Consider the following 22,959-nt stretch of genomic DNA (forward strand, 5'->3'; position numbering starts at 1 on the left):
GACAATCGGACAGGCCGATCGGACGCAGGGCATCGGCGACCGGAACGACGGCCTTCGGGCCGGGCAGCACCGTCAAATGTGTTGCGCGCCCGGGGACTTGGTGGGCAACTGGGGCAGCCGGTCGGTGAGGCGTTCTTCGAGCCCTGCGACGGCGGCGCGGATCTCGGTACGGATGTCGTTCAGCAGCGCTTCGTGATCGTTGTGGAGATCTCGGCGGGTGACGTCCTGCGCCTCGTCGGTCAGGGTGACGACGATCGCGCCGCCCGGAGCGATCGTGGCCTTCTTCACCTCGTGCAGGTCGCTGGCGCCTTGGCGACGTAGGGCCGCGGCGAGGTCTGCCTGGCGAAGCCCCATCCGGTGCAGCGCCTTGTGGTCAACCCTGCCGTCACGGACGAGGACAGTCTGCGCTCCCTCGAAGATGCGGGTCAGCCGCGGATGCCGGTTGACCACGCGCACCATGACGCCGTTGATCGCGACAAGCACGGCCGCGCCGATCAGACCGCCGGACAGACTGTTGTCGTTGCCGATGATCGCGTTCTGAACGACGTTGGACAGCAGCAGCATCACGACCAGATCGAAGCTGTTGAGCTGGGCGAGGTCGCGTTTGCCGCCGACGCGCAGCAGGAGCGCCAGTCCGCCGTAGACGAGCACTGTTCGCAGCACCTTCTCCAGCACCGGGATCTGCACGTGCCATAGGTCAGCCCACATCGACCTCGTCTCCCATCTGATAGGCCCGTGGCTATGGTGTCGCCGACGCGCGACCCTACAACAAATGGGGCGATGGTCTCCGTCGACAGCCGTGGGGGTGCGCCCGGTGAGAGTAGTACGGCCTGGGTAGGCGGCTCGGGTTGGTCTCACCCCCTGCCGGCATGCGGGGCCGCAACGGCGCAGGGGAAGTCAGGCTTCGCTGAGCGCTATCCGGGTGTGCATCCGGCGTAGCGGGGCCGGCGAGTACCAGCTGGCCGCGCCGAACACTCGCATGAACACCGGTACCAGAACTCCGCGTACCAGGGTCGCGTCGATGAGGATTGCCAGCCCGCTGCCGATGCCGAACATCTGCAGGAAGCTCACCGTACTGGTACCGAAGGCGAAGAAGGTGACCGCCAGCAGGGTTGCCGCGGTGGACACGATGCGCCCGGTGCGGGCCATGCCGGTGCTGACCGCATCGGCGGTGGACCGACCGTGGTCGTGAAGTTCTTTGATCCGGCTGATCACGATCACCTCGTAGTCCATCGACAGCCCGAACGCGATGCAGAACAGCAGTACCGTCATCGCGGTGTCCATCGGCCGGGCGGTGAACCCGAGCAGTGCGGCCAGGTGACCGTCCTGGAAGATCCAGGTCAGGACGCCCAGCGTCGCGGCGAGGCTCAGCGCGTTGAGTAGCAGCGCCCGCACCGGTTGCACGACGCTGCCGGTGAATAGGAACAGTACGACGAACGTGGTCACTACGATCAGCAGCCCGCCGACCGGCAGTCGCTGGCCGATCGAGTGTCGGGTGTCGACCAGCTCGGCGTCCTGTCCGCCGACCAGACGGGTCACCCCGTCCGGCGCGGGTACCGCCCGGACCGCGGCGACGAGGTCCTGCGCCGCCGCCGACTTGGTGGGCACGTTGGTGACCACTGAGAGCTGCTGGGCGTCCGGCCGTCCGAGCGCGGCGTTGTTGCCGATCGCCGGGCCGGCCTGGCCGGCGGCGAAGGTACCGGTGCTGCTGTCCACCCGGATCACGCCGGGCAGGCTGGACAGTTGCCGCGCGTACGCCGACAGGGCGTCGGGTGTGACCGGGCCGGTGGTCACCACGGTGATTGCGGCAGCGTCGTTGCCGGCGAAGCCGATGGACAGCCGGTCGGCGACCTGTCGGCTGGCCGCGCCGGTCGGCAGTACGCCCTGGTCCGGGGTGCCGAAGCTGATGTGCCGCAAGGGGGCGGTGGCCAGCAGGAGTACGGCGATCACGGGCAGCGCGGCCAGGGCCGGGCGGCGCATGACCGCACCGGCGAGCCGCCGCCACATGCGCGACTCGCTGCCCAGTGCCGCGCGCGACCACGGCACCCGGCCCTTGTTGATGCGCGGGCCGAGCACGGCCAGTAGTGCCGGCAGGACCACCAGACCGCCGACCGCCGCGATCACCACGACGCCCATCCCCGCGTAGGCGAACGAGCGCAGGAAGTACAGCGGGAAGACCAGCAGCGCGGCCAGTGCGGCCGCGACCGTCGCGGCGCCGAACACGATGGTACGGCCGGCGGTGGCCACGGTGCGGGCGACCGCCGTCTCCACGCTGTCGCCGGCGGCGAGCTGCTCCCGGAACCGATTGACCATCAGCAACGCGTAGTCGATGCCCAGGCCCAACCCGAGCGCGGTGGTCAGGTTGATCGCGAAGATCGACACGTCGGTGATCGAGCCGAGCGCGTACAGCTCGGCGAAGGTACCCATGATGGCCACGCCGCCGATCGCCAGGGGCAGCATGGCGGAAACCACGCTGCCGAAGGCGAGGATGAGCAGCAGGAGCGTTAACGGTACGGCGATCGCCTCGGCGATCGTCAGGCTCTTGGTGACCTGCGAGTTCACCTCGACGTTGGCTGCCGCCCGGCCGCCGGCCCGTACGGTCACCGCTTTGTTGTCCACCGCGAACTTGGCGATCAACGCCTTGGTCTGCTCGGTCAGGTGGTCGTCGTCGCCGACGATGTGGGCGAGCACCATCGCGTCCACGCCGTCAGTCGACTTCAGGCTGGGCGACCTGGTCGCCCAGTACGAGAGCACATTGGTGACGTTCGGTTCACCGGCCAACGCTTCGGCGAGTGCCTGTCCCGCGCGGGCGACGGCAGGGGAGTCGGCGGTACCGGTCCGCGCGTGTACCAGCAACACCAGATTGCTCTGCCCGCCGAAGCGGGAGTCGATCAGCTGTTGGGCCTTGGTCGACTCGGCCGCCGGGTCGGTGAACCCGCCGCTTCTCAGTTTGCCGAACGCGCCGACGCCCAGGACGGCGGCGGCGATCAGGATCACCGCGGACACCACGAGCACGATGCGGGCTCTGCGGTAGATGAAGGTGCCGTATCGGTGGAGCATCGTTCCCCGTCTCCTCGCACGCGCGATGTTCACAGCGTAAACTTAACGGCGTTAACATCGCACGGGATGGTAACGGTGTCAACATCGGGCAGGATGGGAGCGTGCCAAACAGCAAGAGCCCGCGTGCCAGCTACCACCACGGAGATCTGGCCAACGCGCTGACCGTGGCCGCGACCGAGCTGGCCCGCACCGGCGGCCCGGAAGCGGTGGTGTTGCGCGAGGCGGCCCGGAAGGTCGGCGTCTCGGCCACCGCCGCGTACCGGCATTTCGAAGGGCGCGGCGAGTTGATCCACGCGGTCAAGGAGCTCGCACTGACGGAGCTGGCCGCGCGGATGCAGGACGAGCTCGCCACCAGCGAGCCGGTGCCGGATCCGCCCGCCGAAGCGCTGCGCCGGCTACGCGCGCTCGGCACCGGGTACATCCGGTTCGCGCTCGCCGAGCCCGGCCTGTTTCGCACCGCGTTCTGCCGCGCGGACACGCCCGGAATGGAGTCCGAGCCGGTCGACATGCTCGGCACCCGGTCGTTCCAGATGCTCGTGGAGACCCTCGATACGCTGGTCGGCTGCGGCTGGATCCCGCCGGACCGCCGGCCGTACCTCGAACTTGCCGCCTGGTCGACCGTGCACGGCATGGCGGATCTGTTGCTCGACGGCCCGCTGCGACTGTGCCCGCCGGACCAGCAGGAGGCGGCCATCCAGCGGGCCCTGGACATGGTCGCCGATGGAATCGCGGCGCTTGCTGCGGGCCACGCCGGGCCGGCCAAGGTCGGGCCCGCCCCGTAGCGGGCCTTCACGGCACGCAGGTCTCGGACACGGTGACCGGCGGAAGCGAACTCCCGCCGGCTTCGCGCGCCCCGCGCAGCGACCCGGCGGTCATGCGCGAGGCCACTGCGCGAGGTCACGGCGGGAGGTCACGGTGCGAGGGCGTCCGCCAGGTCGCCGGCCAACCGGTCCGCCGTTACCAGCGGGATCGGCTCGAACATCGCCGGCTCGTGTGAGGGGAAGAGCGCGGTCGGGCCGTAGATCCAGTCCGTGAAGGAGTAGTCGTCGACCTTCCGGGCGCGGAGCAGGACGTTGCGCCGCTCGCGCTTGACGCCGTCGAGGTGCCACAGTTCGCCCCACGCGCGCGCCGTCAGTACCACGCGGCGGCAGTGCTCCGGTCGGACCGCCTCGTAGGCCGCGAGTGCGCCCGCCCAGTCGACGGCGCCGTCGTCGCCCCGAAGTCGCTTGACGTGCTCGGCGAGTACCCAGCCGTCCTCGATCGCCATGATCGCGCCCTGCGCCATGTACTGCAGCGGCGGGTGGGCCGCGTCGCCCAGGAGGGCGATCCGGCCGTCGACCCAGGTGGTGATCGGGTCGCGGTCGTACATCCGCCACCACTTGTCGCGCCACATGTGCGGCAGTCCCTGCTGAACGGCGTCGCAGGTCCCGGCGAAGGCGGTGTCGAGCTCGTCGGGTGTTCCCCAGTCCTCGAGCCCGGCGCGCGCCTTGGGGGACTCGAAGACGGCGACCTGGTTGAGGAGGTCGCCACCGCGCAGTCCGTAGTGGACGAAGTGGCAGCGGGGGCCGACGTACACGACGACCTCGGAGAGGTCGACCGGGCGGCCGGTCTCCGCGATCGGCACGGTGCCGCGGTAGGCGACGTAGGCCGAGGAGACGGGCTGGTCGTCGACGAAGAGCTTGCGGGCGACGGAGTGCAGGCCGTCGGCCGCGATCACCACGGCTCCCTCATGGACGGCGCCCGCTTCGGTCGTCGCGGTGGCCTTGTCCCCGTCCTGCGAGTACGCCGTGACCCGCTGCTCGGTGACCAGTTCGACGCCGGCCTCGCGACAGGCCTCGAGGAACAGTCCGTGCAGGTCGCTGCGGTGGATGACCAGGTACGGGAAGCCGTACCTCCGCTCGAGGTCACGGAGGTCGAGCGAGGTCAGGTCGCTCCCGTCGACCGCGTCGCGCATCACCATCGTGTCGGGTACGACGCCGCGGGCCTTCGCCTCTTCGAGCAGCCCGTAGTCATCGAGGATCCGCGTGCAGTTCGGTGCGAGCTGGATGCCCGCGCCGACCTCGCCGAACTCCTTCGCCTGCTCGAGGACCCGCACCTTCAGTCCGCCGCGGGACAGCGCGAAGGCGGTGCTCAGCCCGCCGATTCCGCCACCGACGATGACAACGTCAGGGGTGCTCATTTTCCTTGCCTTCTCTACAGCCAGGGGCCGAGGTCGGCAACCCCGGCGAGGGAGTGGGGACGGCCGGCCAGGTAGGCGGCCACCTCGGGCAGCGGTCCGTCGGGAACCTCGACGAGACCGCGTTTGGCCCGGATGTCCACCACGAGCGCGGAAAGGAATCCGTCGGGGAGGTCGGCGAAGGTCAGCCCCGTGCCGAGGTCGACGGCGTGTACGCAGACCTCGCGGGCCCGCAGCCACGGGATCTCCGTGGCGGCGACTGTGCGGCCCTGCGCGGTGACGACCTCGGCGCGCCACTGGTCCGCGGTGAGGTCGTCCATCGCGACCGCGAGGTTGCGCGCGGATCTGTTCATCCACGCCGCCAGTTCGGTCGCGGAGAGCTTCGCGCCGGACTCGATGTCGGCGTTTCGCTGGTCCGTCGAGGCGTACATCGGCGTCCGCTCGCCGGTCCGGGCCCAGCGCACGAGGTTGCCGAGCGCGTCGGCGTTGGCGGCGACGTGCGCCACGAGGTGCTTGCGGGTCCAGCCGGGCAGCGCGCTGGGCTCGGTCATCGCCTGCTCGTCCAGCGCGGCGACCTGCGTGGCGAGCAGCGCCGTTCCGTGCTCGACCCAGTTGCGCGAGTCGGTGTGCGTGCGCGGCATCAGGACTCCTTGACGATCCGGTTGGTGCAGGCACCGATACCGGCGATCTCGGTCACGACGGTCTCGCCGCCGACGAGGTAGACCTTCGGGTCGCGCGCGTGGCCGACACCCGCGGGCGTACCGGTCGCGATCAGGTCGCCCGGGTTGAGCCGGATGACCGTGGACACGTACCGCACCAGGTGCACCGGGTCGAAGAGCAGCGTGCCGGTGTCGTCCTGTTGCATGACCTGGCCGTCGACGGTCGTCTTCACCTCGAGCGCCGGGCGGACGCCGCCGACCTCGTCGGGCGTCACGACGTACGGGCCGACAGGGGTGGAGGAGTCCCAGATCTTGCCCTGGGTCCACTCGATGGTCCGGAACTGCCAGTCGCGGACAGAGACGTCGTTCATGACGGTGAAGCCGGCGATGGCTGCCTCGGCCTCCGCCTCGGTGGCACGTCGCACGGGCTTGCCGACGACGACCACGAGCTCGACCTCCCAGTCGAGGGCGTCGGTCTCGGTGGGCTTGGCGATGGGGTCGTTGGGCCCGATGAGGGTGTCGGCGAACTTGGTGAAGAGGGTCGGGTACGCCGGCAGGTCGCGACCCATCTCCTTGATGTGGTTGGTGTAGTTGTGGCCGACGCAGACCACCTTCGACGGGTTGGGCACCACCGGAGCCAGGTCTGCGCCCTCGGCCGGCCAGGTCTCACCGGTCGCGGCGGCCGCGATCGTGGCCCAGTCGTCCTGCGCGAACAGGGCGCCGAGGTCCGCGTAGCCGAGGTCGACGAGGACGTCCCCGTCGAGGCGGACGGCACGGGTACCGCCGTTGACGCGCAAGGTGGCGAGCTTCATCGGAGGATCTCCTGACGGTCGAGGTGGAGCGCCTCGAAGACGGGCGCGTCCGAGAAACGGAAGAGGTCGAGGGCGCCGGAATCCGAGTCGGTGGTGCCGGCCTCGGACCGGGCGGAGAACGGCTCCCAGGACGGGACCACGAACAGGTCGCCGCGGGTGACCGACCAGGTCCTGTCGCCGACGGTCACCGTGCCGGAGCCGTCGAAGACCTGGTAGACCGACGACCCGGTCTCGCGGACCGGTGCGGTCTCGGCGCCGCGGGCGATCCGGTGGAACTCCGCGCGGATCGTCGGGAGCACGTCGGCGCCGTTGTGGGGGTTGCTGAACCGGACGGCCGCGTGGCCGGGCTCGACGGTGCCGCCGTACCCCTCCTTCTCCAGCAGCAGTTGGTCGGCGAGGGCGGCGTCGGTGTGCTCCCACTTGTAGGCCAGCAGCGGCGACCCGGGGGCGACCTCGCCCACCGAGAGCGGACGCAGGCCCGGGTGGCCCCAGAGCCGCTCGGAGCGCGAGCGCTCCGGCGTGATCCGCTCAGCCTCGCTGATCTCCTCGCGGCCGAACTGGAAGAACTGCGCCTCGGTGAGGTACTGGAACGGGATGTCGAGGCCGTCGATCCAGGCCATCGGCGCGGAGGTCGCGTTGTGGTGCGCGTGCCAGTTCCAGCCGGCCTGCGGCAGGAAGTCGCCGCGGCGCATCGGGACCGCGTCGCCGACCGCCGTCTCGCCGTTGCCGCCGACCACGGTCCACACGCCGGAGCCCTCGACGACGAACCGGAACGCGTGCTGGGTGTGCCGGTGCTCGGGGGCGTCCTCGCCGGGCATCAGGTACTGGATCGCCGCCCACAGCGTCGGCGTCGCGAACGGCCGACCGCCGAGCGTCGGGTTCGCCAGGGCGATCGCACGACGTTCACCCCCGCGGCCCACCGGGACGATGTCGCCCGCCTTCTCGGCCAGGCGCAGCAGGTTCTCCCAACGCCACAGGTGCGGCACTGCGCGCGACCGCGGGTGCGCCGGCATCAGGTCGCCGATCTCGGTCCACAGCGGCACCAGCAGCTCCTGCTCGAAGCCGCGGTACAGCTCCTCGAGCGCAGGCGTCACGTCCGGCTGATCCGGCGCCGAGACCGCCTTCAGGCGGACCGGGGTGTCAGTCGTGGTCATGTCGCCTACGATGACGCTTGTCGCGTCAGCGGAACCAAAGATTCTGGAGAGCGGAACAAACCGGCCATGGGCAGTGCGGAACCGAAGACCCCGCCGACGTACGTCGTGACCAGTGCCGACCACGCGCTCCGGATCGCGGTCATGCTGCAGCTGGAGGGCCGGCTCACGGTGAGCCAGGTCGCTGAGCGGCTCGGCGTGGCGCGGTCGACCGCCCACCGATTGCTGCGGACGCTCGTGTACCGCGACTTCGCCGTCCAGGACGACCAGCGGGTCTACCATCCGGGGCCGGTCCTCGAGCTCGCCACGCACTCGCAGTCGCGCACGTCGCAGCTCCGGGCCGCTGCGTTGCCGCATCTCCAGCGGCTCGTCGACGTCGTGGGGGAGTCGGCGAACGTGGCCATCCGCACGGGCGACACGACGCGGTTCATCGCGAGCGTCGAGTGTCGGCAGGCGCTCCGGGTGGGTTCGCGCGAGGGGATGGTGTTCCCGGCCCACCGCACCACGGCCGGGCTCGTGCTGCTCGCCGAGCTCCAGCCGGCCGAGGTGGACGAGCTCTACGCCGCTGAGCGGTACGTCCAGCGCCCGGACGAACGACCGGACATGGCGACCCTTCGGGGCCGGCTCACCCGTGTGCGCCGGGCCGGGTTCGCGCTCAACAACGGGCTGTCGGAGCGGGGAGTCGTCGCGATCGGCGTCCCGGTCCGCGACGCGGGCGGTACGGCGCTCGCCGTGCTGTCGGTCTCGATGCCCGCGGTCCGCTACGACCGCCATCAGCTTCCGACGCTCGTCGCCACCCTCCACGGGGCAGCCGGGGCCATCGAGGTCGGCGGCGACTGAGCGGACCCATGCACCATGTGCATGTCACGCCATGACAAACATGCGTTTGCTTGATGTGAGCGCGGCCACTTCACTGGTTCACCGAATTACCGACCCGAGGTGAACCGATGACCGATTCAGCCGCTCCCATCTCCGATCTCGACCTGTTCGACGACACGGTGCTCGTCGACCCGTACCCCTCGTACGCAGCACTGCGCGAGCTTGGAGGCGTCGTCCACCTCCCGGCGAACGACGTCTACGTGCTCACGAGTTACGACGTCATCCGCAACGCCCTGGGCGACTGGGAGACCTTCTCCTCCCAAGGGGCGATCGGGTTCAACCCGATGGTCAACGAGGCGCTCACCGGCACGTCCCTCGCCTCGGACCCGCCGCTCCACACGCAGCTGCGGGCGGCCCTGACCGCCAACCTGTCGCCGCGTGCGCTCCGTGGCCTGGAGGACAGCATCGACGCCAAAGCCGACGCCCTCGTCGAGGAGCTGGTCACCAAGGGCTCGTTCGAGGCCATCGACGGGCTGGCCCGGGCCCTGCCGCTCGAGGACCGCGCTGCCGTTCTTCGCCCGGGCGAGCGCCGTTCGCGGCGACGTTCAACCCCGGCCACCGGCTGGTGGTGGAGCTGTCCAACGACGAACCGCTGGCCGACGCGCACAACGCCCTGTTGCCGCCGGACGCCTTCCACCTGCCGGTGGGTCGCCCCGTCACCCACAAGATCTACCGCGACGCCGCCCACCGGTCCCGGCTCGTGCTGCCGTTCACGGCGCGCACCGCGGTGGAGGAGAGGTAGCCGAGAGTTACCCGCGGCGCAGTCGGGCCGCCTGCCTGGTGAGGTAGTCCCGCTCGGCGGTGCTCCGCGCCCGGGCCGCCGCGCGGGTGTAGTGCTCGGCGGCGAGGTCGAGGTGTCCGGCCCGCTCGTGCAAGCGGGCCCGCACCGCGTCGAGCCGGTGATGGTCGCCGAGCCGCGTCGCGAGCTCCTCGACGGCGCTCAGCCCGGCATGGGGGCCGTCGACCTCGCCGACCGCGACCGCGCGGCTGAGCGCGGCAACCGGATTGTCGGTGAGCTCGCGGAGTTCGTCGTACCAGGCGAGAATCTGCGGCCAGTCGGTCTCCCCGGCGGTGCGGGCGTCGTCGTGCAGCGCGGCGACGGCGGCCTGGATCTGGTACTCGCCGCGCCGGTCGCGGGCCAGAGCCGCCTGCAGGATGCGCACGCCTTCGGCGATCTCGGCCTCGTTCCATTGGGTGCGGTCCTGCCGGTCGAGGGGGACGAGGGTGCCGTGCTCGTCGGTGCGCGCGTCACGGCGGGCGTGGTGCAGCAGCATCAGCGCGAGCAGCCCGGCGACCTCGGGTTCGTCGCACGCGAGCGCCAGCTGGCGGGTGAGTCGGATCGCTTCGGCGGACAGGTCGACCCGGCCGGCATAGCCCTCGTTGAAGATCAGGTACAGCACGCGCAGCACGACCGCGACGTCGCCGGGCTGCGCGAACGGCCGGCCGCTGACCGTCCGCTTCGCGCGGCTGATGCGCTGCGCCATCGTCGCCTCCGGAACCAGGAACGCCTCGGCGATCTCCCTGGTCGTCAGCCCGCCGACGGCGCGCAGCGTGAGCGCGATCGCCGACGCCGGGCTCAGCGCCGGGTGGCAGCACAGGAACAGCAGCAGCAGCGTGTCGTCGGCCTGCTCGGCCGGTGCGGGCTCGGGCTCGTGGCTCAGCGCGTCCTCGCGCCGGCGCCGCGCCGCCTCGGAGCGCCGCGCGTCGATCAGCTTGCGGCCCGCGACGGTGAGCAACCAACCCTTCGGGTCGTCGGGCGGCGCGTCACTCCAGGACCGATGCGCCTCCAACAGCGCGTCCTGTACGGCATCCTCGGCCGCCGCGAAGTCGTTCCCGCGACGGACGAGGATACTGAGCACCTGCGGTGCCAGGACGCGAACGACGTGCTCGTTCATTCCACGGCGGCCGGGGCGTCGCTCAGCACCGGCCGCACCTCTATCCACTCGTAGATCGGCTGGCCGTCCTTGCCCGGCGCGGACGACAGGTACGCCGCGATCTCATACGCCCGCGCCTCGGACTCGACGTCGATCATGAACCAGCCGGCGGCGAGCTCCTTGGTCTCGGGAAATGGGCCGTCCGTGGTCACCGGCGCCGCGCCCGGCCCGCCGTAGCGCACGTACGTCCCCTCCGGGCTCAGCGCCTGCACGTCGACGAACTCGCCCCGCTCGCGCAGCAGCTCGCCCACGTGGCGCTGGAACGCCAGGTGCGCGGTGATCTCGTCCTCGGTCCACTCGCTCATCGGCGCGAAGTTCGGGTGGCGCTCCGGGCCACCCGTGTAGTTCTTGAGCAGCAGGTACTTCGGCATCGTCACTCCTCGTATTCCGTAGCCATCGTGCCGCCGTCCCACCCGGGACGGAACCAGCCGCGGCTTCTCGACATCGGGTCATTCACCAGCGGCAGCGTAGGTCGCGATGACCGCGCCCGTACTGGTTACCCGGCTGTCGGCCAGCCGCAGCGCCCGGTGTGCGCCGTCGTCGCGGAAGAGGCGCTTGCCGCCGCCCACCACCAGCGGGTCGATCATCAGCCGGAGTTCGTCCACCAGACCCAGGACCAGCAGGGTCTGGACGAGCCCAGGGCTGCCGATGACATGCAGGTCCTTACCGTCGGCCGCCTTCAGCGCGCGTACGGCCGCACCGATGTCGCCTCGCAGCAGCGTCGAATTCCGCCAGCCGAGCGGCTCGGCGAGGGTCGTCGAGGCCACGTACTTCGGCAACGCGTTCAGGGGCTCGGCGAGCACCTGCTGCTCCTCCGGCGCGTTCGGCCAGTGGGCTGCGAAGATCTCGTACGTGCCCCGCCCCAGCAGGTAGCCGCCCGCGTTGCGCACGTTCTCGATCACCCAGTTCATGGACAGCTCATCCAGGTAGCGGGCATGCCAGCCACCGTGCCCGAACCCACCGGTCACGTCCTCATCGGCATAGCTGGGAGCCTGCACCACCCCGTCCAGCGTCATGAACTCGTCCGCGATCACCTTCCGCATCCGGCCTCCTACCGGTAGTCGTCCGCCGCTCCGCGCTGACGGCGCGAAACAGCTCGGTCACCCGCTAGGACGGAGCCAGGAGCCCATCCTCGACATGGCCCACGGGCCGGTCGAAGCCGGCGATCAGCCGGGTGGTCATCGACAACGAGCCCACGGCTAAGATCAGCGACGCCGTGACTACCGAGAGCGACCGGCGAGGAGGATGATGGCGATCACCGTGCGGGAGCTCGTCGGGGTGCCGTCGCTCGGTACCCGGGTGGTGGCCGGAGCCGCCGGCCTCGACCGCAGGATCTCCTGGGCGCACGTCTGCGAGCTGCCGGAGCCGTGGCAGTGGCTGGGCGATGGCGAGCTTCTCATGACAACCGGCATCGGCGTTCCCGCCGACGCCAAGAGTCAGGCGGACTACGTCACCGAGCTGTCGGCTGCCGGGGTCGTCGGTATCGCGATCGGGGACCGGATGAAGTCGCCCGACCTCCATACCGAGATGTTCGCCGCTGCCGACAGCGCCGGCCTGCCGCTGCTGCTCACGCAGGCCGAGGTGCCGTTCGTCGCGCTGGCCCGTGCGGTGGCCAACGCCAACGCCCGGGAGGAACAGGCGCGACTCGCCACCACCGAACGGCTCTACCAGCACATGCGTTCGCTGTCGCAGGTCGACGAGACGCCGCGGCTGCTCGCCGGACTCGGGGTGGAGCTCGGCGCGAGCCTGACCCTGGTCTCACCCGGGGCCACGATCGGCGCCGGGGGTGGCGACGCCGCGAGCCCCGCCGTGGCCGCGGCGCTGGCCCAGCTGGCATCGGCGCAGCCACGGCCGGGCAGCGCCGTCATCCGCCTCCAGGACGGCGCGCTGGCGGTGCGGCTGCCCGGGCTGCAGGCGACGACTCTGGTGGCGGTACCGCTACCGGGCCACCTGCTCGACATCGGGCTGGTGCAGCACGCGGCGGCGGTCGTGTCGGCGCAGCGGTCCGCCGCCACCGCGGGACGTGAGCGCGCCCGGCGCCTGGGTACGTCGCTGCTCGCGCGGATGATCGATGGAAGCATCGACTCGGCGATGGCCCTCGACGAGCTCGTCGAGCGGCGACTCGGCGGTCGACGGGTGGTCGCGGTGACCGCGGTGGACGGCGGGAGCGACGCCGTCTGGGCGGATCTGCACCACCGTTTCGACGACGCGGGGATCCCGAACGCCCTGCTGAGCCGGGGCCGGCTGCACGTCGCTCTGCTGCCGGAACACGAGGAGGCGCTCACCGTGCTCGTCGACGCTTTGCCGCCATCGGCGCGCGTCGGGGTGAGCGGACCCATCGACCGGGTCGCCGACACGAGAGCGGCCCTCCTGCAGGCGACCTGGGCGCTGCATCAACTCCGTGACTCCGACCGCCGGCTCGGTCGGTACGCAAGCGACCGGCAGTTCTCCGGGTTCCTGCCCACCACCCTGGCCGACTGCGAGGAGGCGGCGCGGCGTTGCCTCGGCCCGCTGCTGGCGTACGACGAGGCCAAGGGCAGTCAGCTGGTGCTGTCGCTACGCGTCTTTCTCGAAGAGAACCGGTCCTGGACGCGCGCCGCTTCCCGGCTCTACGTCCACAAGCAGACCCTGGTGTACCGGATGGACCGGGTCGAGGAGCTCACCGGCCGCAAGCTCAGCTCCACCTCGGACGTGGCCGAGTTGTGGATGGCGCTGCAGGCCGCGATGGCGGCCGGGCTGCACGAGATCTGACCCCGCACCCGATCCAGCCCGGTGGCCATCGCGGGCCCGCGGTCAGTGCCCCAACACCTTCCAGAAGTACGAGGCCATCCGCGACGGCTTACCGGAGGCGGCCTCCGTCCGGTCCGCCGTCGCGAAGACGAGGGTTCCTCCGTTGACGCCCAACCACCGCAGCGGCTCCGGCTCCCACTTGGGCGACCGGCGGGACAGCCACGGCAGGTCGACCAGGTCGGAAGGTTGGCCGGTGACGAGGTCGGCCAGGGTCCGGCCGGCGAGGTTGGCGGTGGCGACCCCGTCGCCGACGTAGCCGCCCGCGTACGCGAAGCCGGACTCCCGGTCGTAGCCGACCGTCGGGTACCAGTCGCGCGGGATGCCCAGATTCCCACCCCAGGCGTGGGTGAAGGTGGTGTCGCGCACGACGGGGAAGAGGTCCGCCAGGATCGCGCGGAGCATGGCGTGCACCCGGGCGTCCCGGTCGAACTCCGGCCGGACCCGGGAACCGAAGTGGTAGGGCGCGCCCCGCCCGCCGAACGCCAGGCGCCCATCGACAGTGCGCTGCCCGTAGATCCGCAGGTGGCGCTTGTCGCTGAAGGTCTGCCGGGAACGCAGGCCGATCTGGTCCCACACCTCGTCGGGTAGCGGCTCGGTGGCCACCATCAGCGAGTACATCGGCACGATGTCGCGGTGCATCCGGGGGAGCAGCGACGTGTACCCCTCGGTCGCCCGGACCACGACGCCGGCGCGGACCTCGCCGTGCGCGGTGAGCAGCCGTCGCTTCTCGATACGCTCGACGCGGGTCCGCTCGTAGATCTTCACCCCGGCGGCCTCGACCACGTCGGCGAGCCCGCGCACCAGCTTGGCCGGATGAACGGCCGCGCAGTGCGGGGTGAAGGTGCCACCCAGTACCCGGGTGGCGCCCACCTGTGCGGTCGCCTCCTCGGCCGACAGCAGTCGCATGTGGTCCTCGCCGAAGCCCCAGTCGCGCCAGCCCTGGACCTCCCGCCGGGCCCGGCTCCACTGCGCCTCGTTGCGGGCCACCGAGACGTAGCCGCCGGGTGCGAAGTCGCAGTCGATGCCCTCGGCTGTGACGACCCGCCCGATCTCGGTTACCGTCGCGTTCATCGCGTGCTGCATCCGGCGCGCCGCCTCCGGCGAACTGCTGCTGGCGACCTTGCGCAGCGTGGCCGGGAAGATCGCCGAGCACCAGCCGCCGTTGCGGCCGGAGGCGCCGAACCCGGCAACCTCCGCCTCCAGCACGGCGATCCGCAGGGACGGGTCGGCCTTCGCCAGGTAGTACGCGGTCCACAGGCCGGTGTACCCGGCCCCGACGATCGCCACGTCCACCTCGGTGGAGCCGGGTAGGCAGGGCCGGGGTTCCCAGGACAGCGACGGGGCGTCGTGCCACAGGCTGAGCTGGCGGTAGGTTTCGGTCGTCATCGTCTTACTCGCTGTTCGTCAGGTGTTCGGATCGGCGGTCAGCGGGCGGGGTACGCCTCGTCGTCCGAGTACGGGAACCACCAGAAATCCTGCGGGTTCGCGGCCGGATCTACCATGACCAGCTTCGTGTGCCGGAAGGTGTCCAGCCCTTCGGCGCCGAGTTGGCGACCGGTACCGGACATCTTGCGTCCGCCGAACGGGCCGGCGTCGTTGTCGAGGATCGGGGCGTTGACCCACACCATGCCAGACTGGATCTCGTGCGCCGCCCGGTGGCTCTCGACCAGGTCGGTGGTGTAGACGGTGGCGCCCAGACCGTACGGCGACGCGTTGGCCAACGCGACGGCCTCGTCGAAGCTCGACACGCGGCACAGGGGAGCCAGCGGCCCGTACACCTCACCGTGCAGGACGTCCATGTCGGGAGTGACGTCGGTCAGCACCGTCGGCTGGAAGAAGAAGCCGTCGTCGAACCCCTCCGGGCGCCCTCCGCCGTACGCGACGGTCGCACCCTGCTCCACGGCACGGGCCAGCACACGCTCGAAGCGGTCCCGCTCGGCGGCGCTGCCCATCGGTCCGAGGTCCACCCGGTCCAGGCCGTTGCCGATGCGCAGCTTCGCCACCTCCGCCACCACGAGCCGGGCGAACTCGTCGTACACGTCGGTGTGCACGTAGATGCGCTCCGCCGAGGTGCAGACCTGACCGCAGTTCATGAACGCGGCGAATGTGACGGCCCGGGCCGCGACCTCCAGGGGAGCGGACGGCATGACGATGAACGGGTCGTTGCCGGAGACTTCGATCAGATGGGGCTTGAACGTCTCCGCGCATGACCGGGCGATCGCCTGACCGGTCGGCACACTGCCGGTGAAGCCGACCATGTGGGTGTTCCGGTGCTCGACGAGCCGCCGCCCCACGTCGCCGCCGCCGGTGACGCACTGGACCAGTCCGCGGGGCAGGTCGGCGAAGGCCTCCATGAACTTCAGGGTGGTCAGCGACGCGAACTCGGATGGCTTGACGATGACCGCGTTGCCGGCGGCCAGCGCGGCTGCCGCTTCCCAGACGAACAGCAGTAGCGGGAAGTTCGACGGCAGAATGACGACCACGACGCCCATCGGTTCCTTGAGCGTGTAGTGCAGCTGCCCGGCCACCGTCGGGCCCAGTACCTGGCCGACCGAGTGCCGCCCGAGCTCGGCGTAGTAGTCGGTCGCGGTCACGCACCAGTCGACCTCGTCCGCGCTCTCCTTGTACGGCTTGCCGGTCTCGCGGGTCAGCAGTTCGGCGAGGTCCGGGCGCAGGCGGCGCATGGCGCGGGCCACCTCGTGCAGCAGCTCCGCACGGTGCAGCGCCGACTCGGCCCACCAGGCCCGCTGCGCGTCGTTCGCCCGTGCGACGACCTCCTCGACCTCGTCCGGCGTGCAGTCGGCGATCTCACCGATCTTCAGGCCGGTCGCCGGGTCGATGACGGCCCTGCGGGCGGCGGCGGTGCTCGGACGGACCCCGCCGTCGACGAACAGCGTGCCGCTCAGGCGGGCGAACTCCTTGGCTGCGTCCATACTCTCCGGCTCCCTGTCAGGTCAGCGCTGATCTGCACGCTGAGCTGACGAAGAGCATCGGGCGCGAGCCGGGGGAGGGGCAACCGTGCCGGGATCCTAAACCGGGGCCCGGCTTTCATACGCGGTAACGAAGCCGCGCCGGCCGGCGGCTCTCCCGTGGGCGCCGATCGTCCGAAAGCACGAGGTCCGCCCAAATCTTGGTTCGCCAGCACGATGGCGGCCGCGTCGGGGCTGCTTCTATCGTCCCCGCAATCGGCCCGTCGCCGGCGGATCCGTGCCGGGCTCACCTTTCCTGGAGAAAACATGGCGGAGACAACGACATCGACGCAGCGACGGGTGCCGTCGCAGGCCGGCTCAGACGCCGCGGCGCCCATCCGCGGCATCGAGTCCCGCTCCATCGACTATGTGCCGGCAAGTGAGCGGCACGGCCGGCTCAGCGATCAGGCGACGATCTGGTTCGCCGGGAGCGCCCAGCTGCTGAGCCTCTCCACCGGTGCCATCGGCATCTGGTCGGGGCTCAACCTGTTTTGGACGCTGATCGCCCTGGCGCTCGGCACCGTTCTCGGCACCATCCCGGTCGCCGCGCACGCCAGCCAGGGTCCGCACCTCGGTCTGCCGCAGATGGTGCAGTCCCGGCCGCAGTTCGGCCGGTACGGGTCGATGTTCATCTGGGCCGTGGCCGTGCTCGTGTACTGGGGTTATGTCGTCTTCGGCGTCAACACCATGGGTGCGACCGCCCACCAGTTGGGCATGGGGCCGGGCTGGCTCTGGATGGTGATCCTGGGCATCGTCGCGACGGTGTTCGCCGTGTACGGGTACGACTGGCTGCATGTCGGACAGCGGATCGTCACGGTCCTGCTCGTCGTCGCGCTGCTCATCTTCACCGTCGGGGCGGCCGTCGGCGGCCACATCCCGGCCGCGCAACTGCGGGCGTCGGGGACCTTCAACCTGACGAACTTCCTCGTCGTCGTTTCGGCGGCCGCGGTGTACCAGTTGTCGTGGGCGTTCTTCGTCTCGGACTACTCCCGCTACATGCCGGCGAACACCAGCCACCGGTCGATCATCGCGTACACCGCGCTCGGCGCGGGCATCGGCGTCTACTGGATGGAGGCGCTGGGCGCCATCGCGGCCGCCGTCTTCCCGAAGGCCGGGCTCACCGGCGCGCTGAAGGACGCCTCCGACCAGGTTTTCGGCGGCCTGGGCGCGACCGTGTTGATCCTCGGCGGTATCTCGCTGGCCATCTTCACCGGCATGTGCGTCTACGGCGGCTCGCTCACCCTCATCAGCGCGGCGGACAGCATCCGCCGGGTCGCGCCGAGCAAAGTGATCCGGGTCGTCACGATCCTGCTGATCGCGGTCACCGCGAGCGTCGTGGCGCTGTTCATCCCGGACGACTTCCTCAACGGCACCTTCTACACGGTGCTCGCCGTGCTGGGGTACCTCATGGCGCCCTGGACCGCCGTCAACCTGGTCGACTACTTCCTGGTCCGCAAGAACCGGTACTCGGTACGGGAGATCTTCAACCCGGTCGGGATCTACGGGCGGTGGAACTGGCGCGGGCTCACCGCGTACTGGATCGCCTTCGTCGTGATGATCCCGTTCATGTACCTGAGCTTCTTCCACGGCTTCATCGCCGCCGCGCTCAACGGTGTCGACCTGGCATTCTTCGTCGGGATCCCGGTGGCCGGGGCGCTGTACTGGCTGTTGTGCCGGTCGCTGGACGTCGAGCGGGAGTGGGCGATGATCCCCGAGGCGGACCGCGACCTGGACGCGGTCGCCAGGCCGCTGGAGTGACGGTGGCGTTCGTGGTCGGGTGCGGCGCGTCGTCGTGACGTGAGGTGAAGACAGGGGAAGCATCGGCGGTTGCCCAAACACGCCTCCGGGGCGAGGGTGACCGCCGATGCTTCCGCTGCCGGCCATACCGGTATCGCTGGCGGATGTGCTGGGGGGTACTGAGTCCGGCACGCTTCGTGACTTCGGTCGTCCGGTCCGGCAGGCACGGCCACCGATCGGGTCATGGCAAGCGGTACGGACGGCCCGCCGTATCGTGCGCGACTGAGTATCTTGACCAGCCCACTTAAGCTTCGGTACTCGTGCCTGCCCCACCAACCGTCCGGAAGCTCAACTGATGATCGACACCGCCGAACCGTCCAGCCGAGTCGGCATTACCGCCACCGGGTCGTATCTGCCGGAACGGGTGCTCACCACGGCGGAGCTACAGCGTGACATCGAGCGGGCGAGCGGGCTGCGGCTGCCGGGGCGGCTGTTCGAGACGGTGAGCGGCATCGGCCACCGGCACGTGGCCGCGCCGGACGAGTACGCCTCGACGCTGGCCGTGCACGCCGCGCGGCGGGCCCTGGCCGCAGCCGGGCTCGAGCCGCTCGACGTGGACCTGCTGCTGTTCGCGTCCGCCAGTCGGGACCTGGTGGAGCCGGCGACGGCGCACATCGTGCAGGCGGAACTCGGCTCCCGAGCCCACGCGCTCGACATGACCAACGCGTGTAACAGCTTCCTCAACGGTATCGATGCCGCGCGCGCGTTCGTCCTGGCCGGCCGGGCCCGGCGGGCGCTGGTCGTCACCGGTGAGACTCCGACGCGCGCCATGCGTACCCGGCTGGACTCGGTCAGCCAGGCGCGCGAGGCGTTCGCCGGATTCACGTTCGGCGACGCGGGCGCGGCGGTCGTGGTCGAGGCGGTCGACCGCGGCGGGATCCTGGACGTGGACACCGACACCCACTCCGAGCACTGGGCGGTCGGCGGAATCCCCGGCGGCGGGTCCCGACACCCGCGCGGCGACGAGTACACGTACTTCACCGGTGATGGTCGGGAACTGCGCGGCGTGTTCGAGAAGATCGGCCCCTCGATCCTGGACCGGGTGCGCTACCGCACCGGTCTGGACTGGAGCGACTATGCGCGGGTCCTGGTGCACCAGGTGACGGTGCCGTACCTGGACCGCTTCGTCGAGGTCACCGGCGCGCCACGGGACCTGCTCGACGTCACCGTCGCCGACCACGGCAACATGGCCAGCGCCACCCTCGGCGTGCAGTTCGACCGGGTGTGGCCGACCCTCGCCGCCGGCGACCGGCTGCTCTTTGTCGGCCTCGGCGGTGGGGTCAGCGTCATGACGATGGCATGGGAACGGTCGTGATCGGACCACTGTGGGTGGTGGTGCCGGCGTACAACGAGGCCGGGCGCATCCGCACCACCCTCGACGCCCTCGCCGCCCAGTCCGATGTGGACTTCACGCTGCTCGTGGTGGACAACAACTCGCTCGACGGCACGGCCGATGTGGTGCGCGAGTTCGCCGCGACCGCTCCGATGCCGGTCGAGCTGCTGGTGGAGCCGGAGAAGGGGGTGGGCTGCGCGGTGGACACCGGGTTCCGGTACGCCATCGGCTCCGGCGCCGCGCTGCTGGCCCGTACCGACGCCGACTGCCTGCCGCGACCGGGCTGGGTGGCGGCCGCGCGGGCGGCCCTGACCGCGGGCGCCGGCATGGTGTGTGGCCGCATCACCGCCCGCCGCGACGAGAACGGCCCCCTCGCCCGCGCCGGGTTCGCGGTCGCGGTGGCCGTCGCCGCGGCGTTCGGCCGGCTACGCCCGGCGCACCGCGGCAGCGGGTATCTCGCGCCTTACCGCATGCACGCCGGCAACAACATGGCGATCACCGCCGAGCTGTACGAGCGCTGCGGCGGGATGCCCCGCCGGCCCTCGCCCACCGACCGCACCTTCCTCAACCGGGTCCGGCGCACGACGGCGTCGATCACGCAGCGCCGGGACATGGTCGTGGAGAACTCGACCCGCCGGCTACGGGCGTACGGCGTGGTGCGCACCGCGCGCTGGTACCTCGACCGCGGCAGCGGCGGCCTGACCCCGGACCCGCGCTGATGCTCGACGGACTGGAAGCGGCGCTGAGCCGCGTTCATCCCGACCGGCCGGCGGTGCTCGGGCGCTCCGGCATCCGTCGCGGCGAGCTGGCCGACCTCGCCGCCGGCTACGCCGGCGCGCTCCACCACCGGGGGCTGTCGGCCGGCGACACCCTCGGCGTGGCGGTACGGCCCGGCCCGCGCGCCCTGGCCATCATGCTCGCGGCGTACCGGCTGGGCCTGCGGGTGGCGGTCCTCGACCCGTCGGCGGGACCGGACGTGCTCACCGCCAGGCTGGCGCTCGCCCGGCCCGACCTCGTGGTGGCCGACGCGGCGGCCCAGGCCGTGGCGGGCTGGGCGCAGCGGCTCGCGGGCCGGGCCGGCCTGGCCCTGCCGTCGCTCGACCGGCTGGGCCCGGTGGTGACCGTGGGTCGCCGGCTGCCCGGCTGCGCGCCGGCCCTGGTACCCCGCACGGACGCGGGTGTGCGCGACCGCTCCGACGCCGACGGCGACGCGGTCATCGTCTTCACCTCCGGCACCACCAGCCGACCCCGGGCGGTCGTGCACACCCGCGCGAGCGTCAACGCCGGCATGGCCGCGGTCACCGGCCTGGTCGGGCCGCGCCCGGGCGACATCGTGCTGGGCGGGACGTTCTTCGTGCTCGTACCCGCCCTCGCCAGCGGTGCGGCGGTCGCGCAGCCGGCCCGCTCGGCCCGTCGGCTGGTTGCACAGCTCGACCGGCTGCGACCCCGGCACACCTACCTGACTCCGCCGCAGCTGCGCGCTGCCCTCGACGCCGGTGCCCGCTTCTCCGGTACGGTCTACAGTGGATCCGCTCCGGTCAGCGCGGCGCTGCTCGGTCGGGTGCGGGCCGCCGGCGCGACAGCGGCGTACGGCGTGTACGCGCTGACCGAGCTGTTCCCCGCCGCGGCGGTGGAGTCGGCGGAGAAGGCCGCCTTCGACGGCGAGGGCGACCTCGTCGGCGCCCCGCTGCCCGGCGTCTCCGCCTCCCTTGACGAGACCGGCCAGCTGCTGCTCGCCGGACCGTCCGCGGCGCACCGCTACCTCGGCGAGGAGCCGTTGCTGACAGTGGCGACCGGCGACGTGGCCCGCCTCGACGCCGGCGGCCGGATCGTGCTCGCCGGCCGGCGTAAGGACATGATCCTGCGGAACGCCGAGAACATCTATCCCGGCCTGTACGAGCCGGCGCTGCACGTGCCCGGCGTCAACCTCGCGCTACTTGTCGGGGTGCCGGCCGGCGACGGCGACGAGCGACTCGTCGCGGTGGTGGAGCCGCAGCCGGGGGCGGACGAACGCGCGGTCCGGGCCGCGCTCGCCGGGCCGCTCGCCCGGATGGGCTCGGCCCGGCCGGACGCGGTGGTGTTCGCTCCGGTACCGGTGGCCGGCCGCTCCCGCAAGCCGGACCGCGCCGCGGCCGCGGCGCTCGCGGCGAGGCTGACGGGAAGCGGGCGTGGGTGAGCGGGTGCGCGTCAGGCCAGGGCGACGTTCAGAGACTCGTAAGTCGGGATCTTCACGCGGCGACGGTAGCGTCGTGACACGACCCGCCACGGCCGCCCGGTGTCGAGCAGTGCGGTCAGTAGCCCGGTGATCTCAGCACGGGCCACCGGCGCGCCGAGGCAGAGGTGCCGCCCGGCGCCGAACCACAGCTGCCGGTTCTCGGGAAGGTAGGCGCGGTCAAGCCGGTAGCCTCCGGGCGCCACGTTCGCGGTGTAGGTCAGCAGCAGCACCCGGTCGCCGGCGCGCAGACGCCTGCCGGCCACGGTGGTGTCCGCGCGGACCGCGCGGCCGATCACTGTCGCGGGTGTCGTCACCCGCAGCCCTTCGCGCACCGCGGTCGGCAGCAGTTCGGGATTCGCGCGCAGGGTGTCCTGCTCACCGGTGTCGTGCAGCAGGGCGACGGTACGGGCCATCGCGCTCGCCGCGGTCTCGGTGCCGGCGACCATCAACAGCGTCGCCAGCCCTTCGGTCTCCTGCTGGTTGAGGCCAAGCTCGCGGCAGTGGCCGATCAGGGTCTCGCTGGACGCGCTGTGCCACAACTCGGCCACCGGTGCGGTCAGGCGGGCGACGATCGCCTTGGCCGTGGCGACCGTGGCGGGGTCGAGGTGGGTCGACGCGGTCGTGCCGAGCGCCAGGCTGGCCAGCTCCTCGCCGGTGGCGAAGATCTTGCGGTACTCGGCGTCGTCGTCGGTGGGCAGGCGCAGCCCCAGCAGGTCCGCGACGATTCGGCCGACGATGACGCGGGCCAGGTCGGCGACGTCGACCGTACGGCCGGCGGTCAGATCTGCGCGGGCCTGCGCCAGCCGGGGCCCCACCACGCGACCGACCAGCGGGCGGGCGTTGTCGTCGGTGAACAGGCCGCGGGTACGGGATCGCAGCCTGTGGTGGCCCGGACCGTCGAACAGCTCGTACACCCAGTCGCCCAGTACCTGTGCCCACAGATGCCCCACGCCACCTTCGCCCAGCAGCGTGAAGTGCGCGGGGTCGTTCAGCACCGCCCGCGCGGTGACCGGGTCGGCGACCAGCCAGCCGAGCCGGGGCACCCGGCGGATCGGGCGGGCCAGGCGGCCGAGCGTCAGCAGCACCGGCAGCGCCGGCTTCGCGGCGGCCAGCAATCCAAATTCGTGGCGGGCGGCGGCATCCATGATCGGCTATCATGCCGCAACCGTCCCGGCCGTGCGGGC

General features: G+C 71.3%; 20 protein-coding genes. 8 read left to right on the forward strand and 12 right to left on the reverse strand.

Going from position 1 to position 22,959, the window contains the following annotated elements; all coding sequences use genetic code 11:
* Positions 1 to 72: 72 nt before the first annotated feature.
* A complete protein-coding gene (locus HC031_RS34415; protein ID WP_205862846.1) occupies positions 73 to 687 on the reverse strand; it encodes a YetF domain-containing protein in 615 nt (204 codons plus the stop codon).
* 210 nt (positions 688 to 897) lie between these two features.
* On the reverse strand, positions 898 to 3,060 hold the full coding sequence (locus HC031_RS17165) for an MMPL family transporter (protein WP_167926329.1): 2,163 nt from the start codon (positions 3,058 to 3,060) through the stop codon (positions 898 to 900).
* A 101-nt stretch (positions 3,061 to 3,161) separates the two neighbouring features.
* Here HC031_RS17165 and HC031_RS17170 point away from each other — a divergent pair, with 101 nt between their 5' ends.
* Positions 3,162 to 3,842 (forward strand): WHG domain-containing protein, encoded by a 681-nt coding sequence (locus tag HC031_RS17170; protein WP_167926330.1) that lies wholly within the window; start codon positions 3,162 to 3,164, stop codon positions 3,840 to 3,842.
* A 128-nt stretch (positions 3,843 to 3,970) separates the two neighbouring features.
* Here the strand turns inward: HC031_RS17170 and HC031_RS17175 are convergent, their stop codons facing one another.
* Genes HC031_RS17175 through HC031_RS17190 form a run of 4 tightly spaced genes read right to left on the reverse strand, consistent with a single transcriptional unit; the run spans position 3,971 to position 7,861 of the window.
* Entirely contained in the window at positions 3,971 to 5,239 is a 1,269-nt protein-coding gene (locus tag HC031_RS17175; protein ID WP_167926331.1) for an FAD-dependent oxidoreductase, read from the reverse strand.
* A gap of 14 nt (positions 5,240 to 5,253) precedes the next feature.
* Positions 5,254 to 5,877, reverse strand: a complete 624-nt coding sequence (locus tag HC031_RS17180; protein ID WP_167926332.1) for a maleylpyruvate isomerase family mycothiol-dependent enzyme — start codon at positions 5,875 to 5,877, stop codon at positions 5,254 to 5,256.
* Complete coding sequence (locus tag HC031_RS17185; protein ID WP_167926333.1) at positions 5,877 to 6,707, reverse strand: fumarylacetoacetate hydrolase family protein; 831 nt, start codon at positions 6,705 to 6,707, stop codon at positions 5,877 to 5,879. The genes HC031_RS17180 and HC031_RS17185 overlap by 1 nt, the downstream gene beginning before the upstream one ends.
* Complete coding sequence (locus HC031_RS17190) at positions 6,704 to 7,861, reverse strand: cupin domain-containing protein (RefSeq protein ID WP_167926334.1); 1,158 nt, start codon at positions 7,859 to 7,861, stop codon at positions 6,704 to 6,706. Before HC031_RS17190 ends, HC031_RS17185 begins: the two co-directional genes overlap by 4 nt.
* A 66-nt stretch (positions 7,862 to 7,927) precedes the next feature.
* On the opposite strand from HC031_RS17190, the gene HC031_RS17195 reads away from it, so the two are divergent.
* Entirely contained in the window at positions 7,928 to 8,698 is a 771-nt protein-coding gene (locus tag HC031_RS17195) for an IclR family transcriptional regulator (RefSeq protein ID WP_167926335.1), read from the forward strand.
* A gap of 607 nt (positions 8,699 to 9,305) precedes the next feature.
* Positions 9,306 to 9,479, forward strand: coding sequence for a hypothetical protein (locus HC031_RS17200; protein WP_205862847.1), 174 nt, complete (start codon positions 9,306 to 9,308; stop codon positions 9,477 to 9,479).
* Positions 9,480 to 9,486: 7 nt separating this feature from the next.
* Here HC031_RS17200 and HC031_RS17205 read toward each other — a convergent pair whose 3' ends face one another.
* From HC031_RS17205 to HC031_RS17215, 3 genes are all read right to left on the reverse strand, one after another.
* On the reverse strand, positions 9,487 to 10,632 hold the full coding sequence (locus HC031_RS17205) for an RNA polymerase sigma factor (protein WP_167926336.1): 1,146 nt from the start codon (positions 10,630 to 10,632) through the stop codon (positions 9,487 to 9,489).
* Positions 10,629 to 11,042 carry a YciI family protein gene (locus HC031_RS17210; protein WP_167926337.1) on the reverse strand — a complete coding sequence of 138 codons (414 nt, stop codon included), beginning with the start codon at positions 11,040 to 11,042 and terminating at the stop codon, positions 10,629 to 10,631. Before HC031_RS17210 ends, HC031_RS17205 begins: the two co-directional genes overlap by 4 nt.
* 78 nt (positions 11,043 to 11,120) lie before the next feature.
* Positions 11,121 to 11,714 (reverse strand): dihydrofolate reductase family protein, encoded by a 594-nt coding sequence (locus HC031_RS17215; RefSeq protein ID WP_167926338.1) that lies wholly within the window; start codon positions 11,712 to 11,714, stop codon positions 11,121 to 11,123.
* Positions 11,715 to 11,919: 205 nt separating this feature from the next.
* On the opposite strand from HC031_RS17215, the gene HC031_RS17220 reads away from it, so the two are divergent.
* Positions 11,920 to 13,422, forward strand: a complete 1,503-nt coding sequence (locus HC031_RS17220) for a PucR family transcriptional regulator (protein ID WP_167926339.1) — start codon at positions 11,920 to 11,922, stop codon at positions 13,420 to 13,422.
* Positions 13,423 to 13,464: 42 nt separating this feature from the next.
* Here HC031_RS17220 and HC031_RS17225 read toward each other — a convergent pair whose 3' ends face one another.
* Both HC031_RS17225 and HC031_RS17230 read right to left on the reverse strand, forming a co-directional pair.
* Positions 13,465 to 14,847 (reverse strand): NAD(P)/FAD-dependent oxidoreductase, encoded by a 1,383-nt coding sequence (locus HC031_RS17225; protein ID WP_167926340.1) that lies wholly within the window; start codon positions 14,845 to 14,847, stop codon positions 13,465 to 13,467.
* Positions 14,848 to 14,885: 38 nt separating this feature from the next.
* The gene (locus HC031_RS17230) at positions 14,886 to 16,394 is read right to left on the reverse strand and encodes an aldehyde dehydrogenase family protein (RefSeq protein WP_167926341.1); all 1,509 of its coding nucleotides are present in this window, start codon (positions 16,392 to 16,394) and stop codon (positions 14,886 to 14,888) included.
* Positions 16,395 to 16,697: 303 nt separating this feature from the next.
* Here HC031_RS17230 and HC031_RS17235 point away from each other — a divergent pair, with 303 nt between their 5' ends.
* From HC031_RS17235 to HC031_RS17250, 4 genes are all read left to right on the forward strand, one after another.
* The gene (locus HC031_RS17235) at positions 16,698 to 18,188 is read left to right on the forward strand and encodes a purine-cytosine permease family protein (protein WP_167926342.1); all 1,491 of its coding nucleotides are present in this window, start codon (positions 16,698 to 16,700) and stop codon (positions 18,186 to 18,188) included.
* A 334-nt stretch (positions 18,189 to 18,522) separates the two neighbouring features.
* Positions 18,523 to 19,542: a 3-oxoacyl-ACP synthase III family protein gene (locus HC031_RS17240; RefSeq protein WP_167926343.1), complete on the forward strand. Its 1,020-nt coding sequence runs from the start codon at positions 18,523 to 18,525 to the stop codon at positions 19,540 to 19,542.
* Entirely contained in the window at positions 19,539 to 20,279 is a 741-nt protein-coding gene (locus HC031_RS17245) for a glycosyltransferase (RefSeq protein WP_338090703.1), read from the forward strand. Before HC031_RS17240 ends, HC031_RS17245 begins: the two co-directional genes overlap by 4 nt.
* Positions 20,279 to 21,736 carry a class I adenylate-forming enzyme family protein gene (locus HC031_RS17250; protein ID WP_167926345.1) on the forward strand — a complete coding sequence of 486 codons (1,458 nt, stop codon included), beginning with the start codon at positions 20,279 to 20,281 and terminating at the stop codon, positions 21,734 to 21,736. The genes HC031_RS17245 and HC031_RS17250 overlap by 1 nt, the downstream gene beginning before the upstream one ends.
* 11 nt (positions 21,737 to 21,747) lie before the next feature.
* Here the strand turns inward: HC031_RS17250 and HC031_RS17255 are convergent, their stop codons facing one another.
* Positions 21,748 to 22,920 (reverse strand): cytochrome P450, encoded by a 1,173-nt coding sequence (locus HC031_RS17255; protein WP_167926346.1) that lies wholly within the window; start codon positions 22,918 to 22,920, stop codon positions 21,748 to 21,750.
* Positions 22,921 to 22,959 lie beyond the last annotated feature (39 nt).

It is taken from the genome of Planosporangium thailandense (assembly GCF_011947195.1).
Lineage (GTDB): Bacteria > Actinomycetota > Actinomycetes > Mycobacteriales > Micromonosporaceae > Planosporangium > Planosporangium thailandense.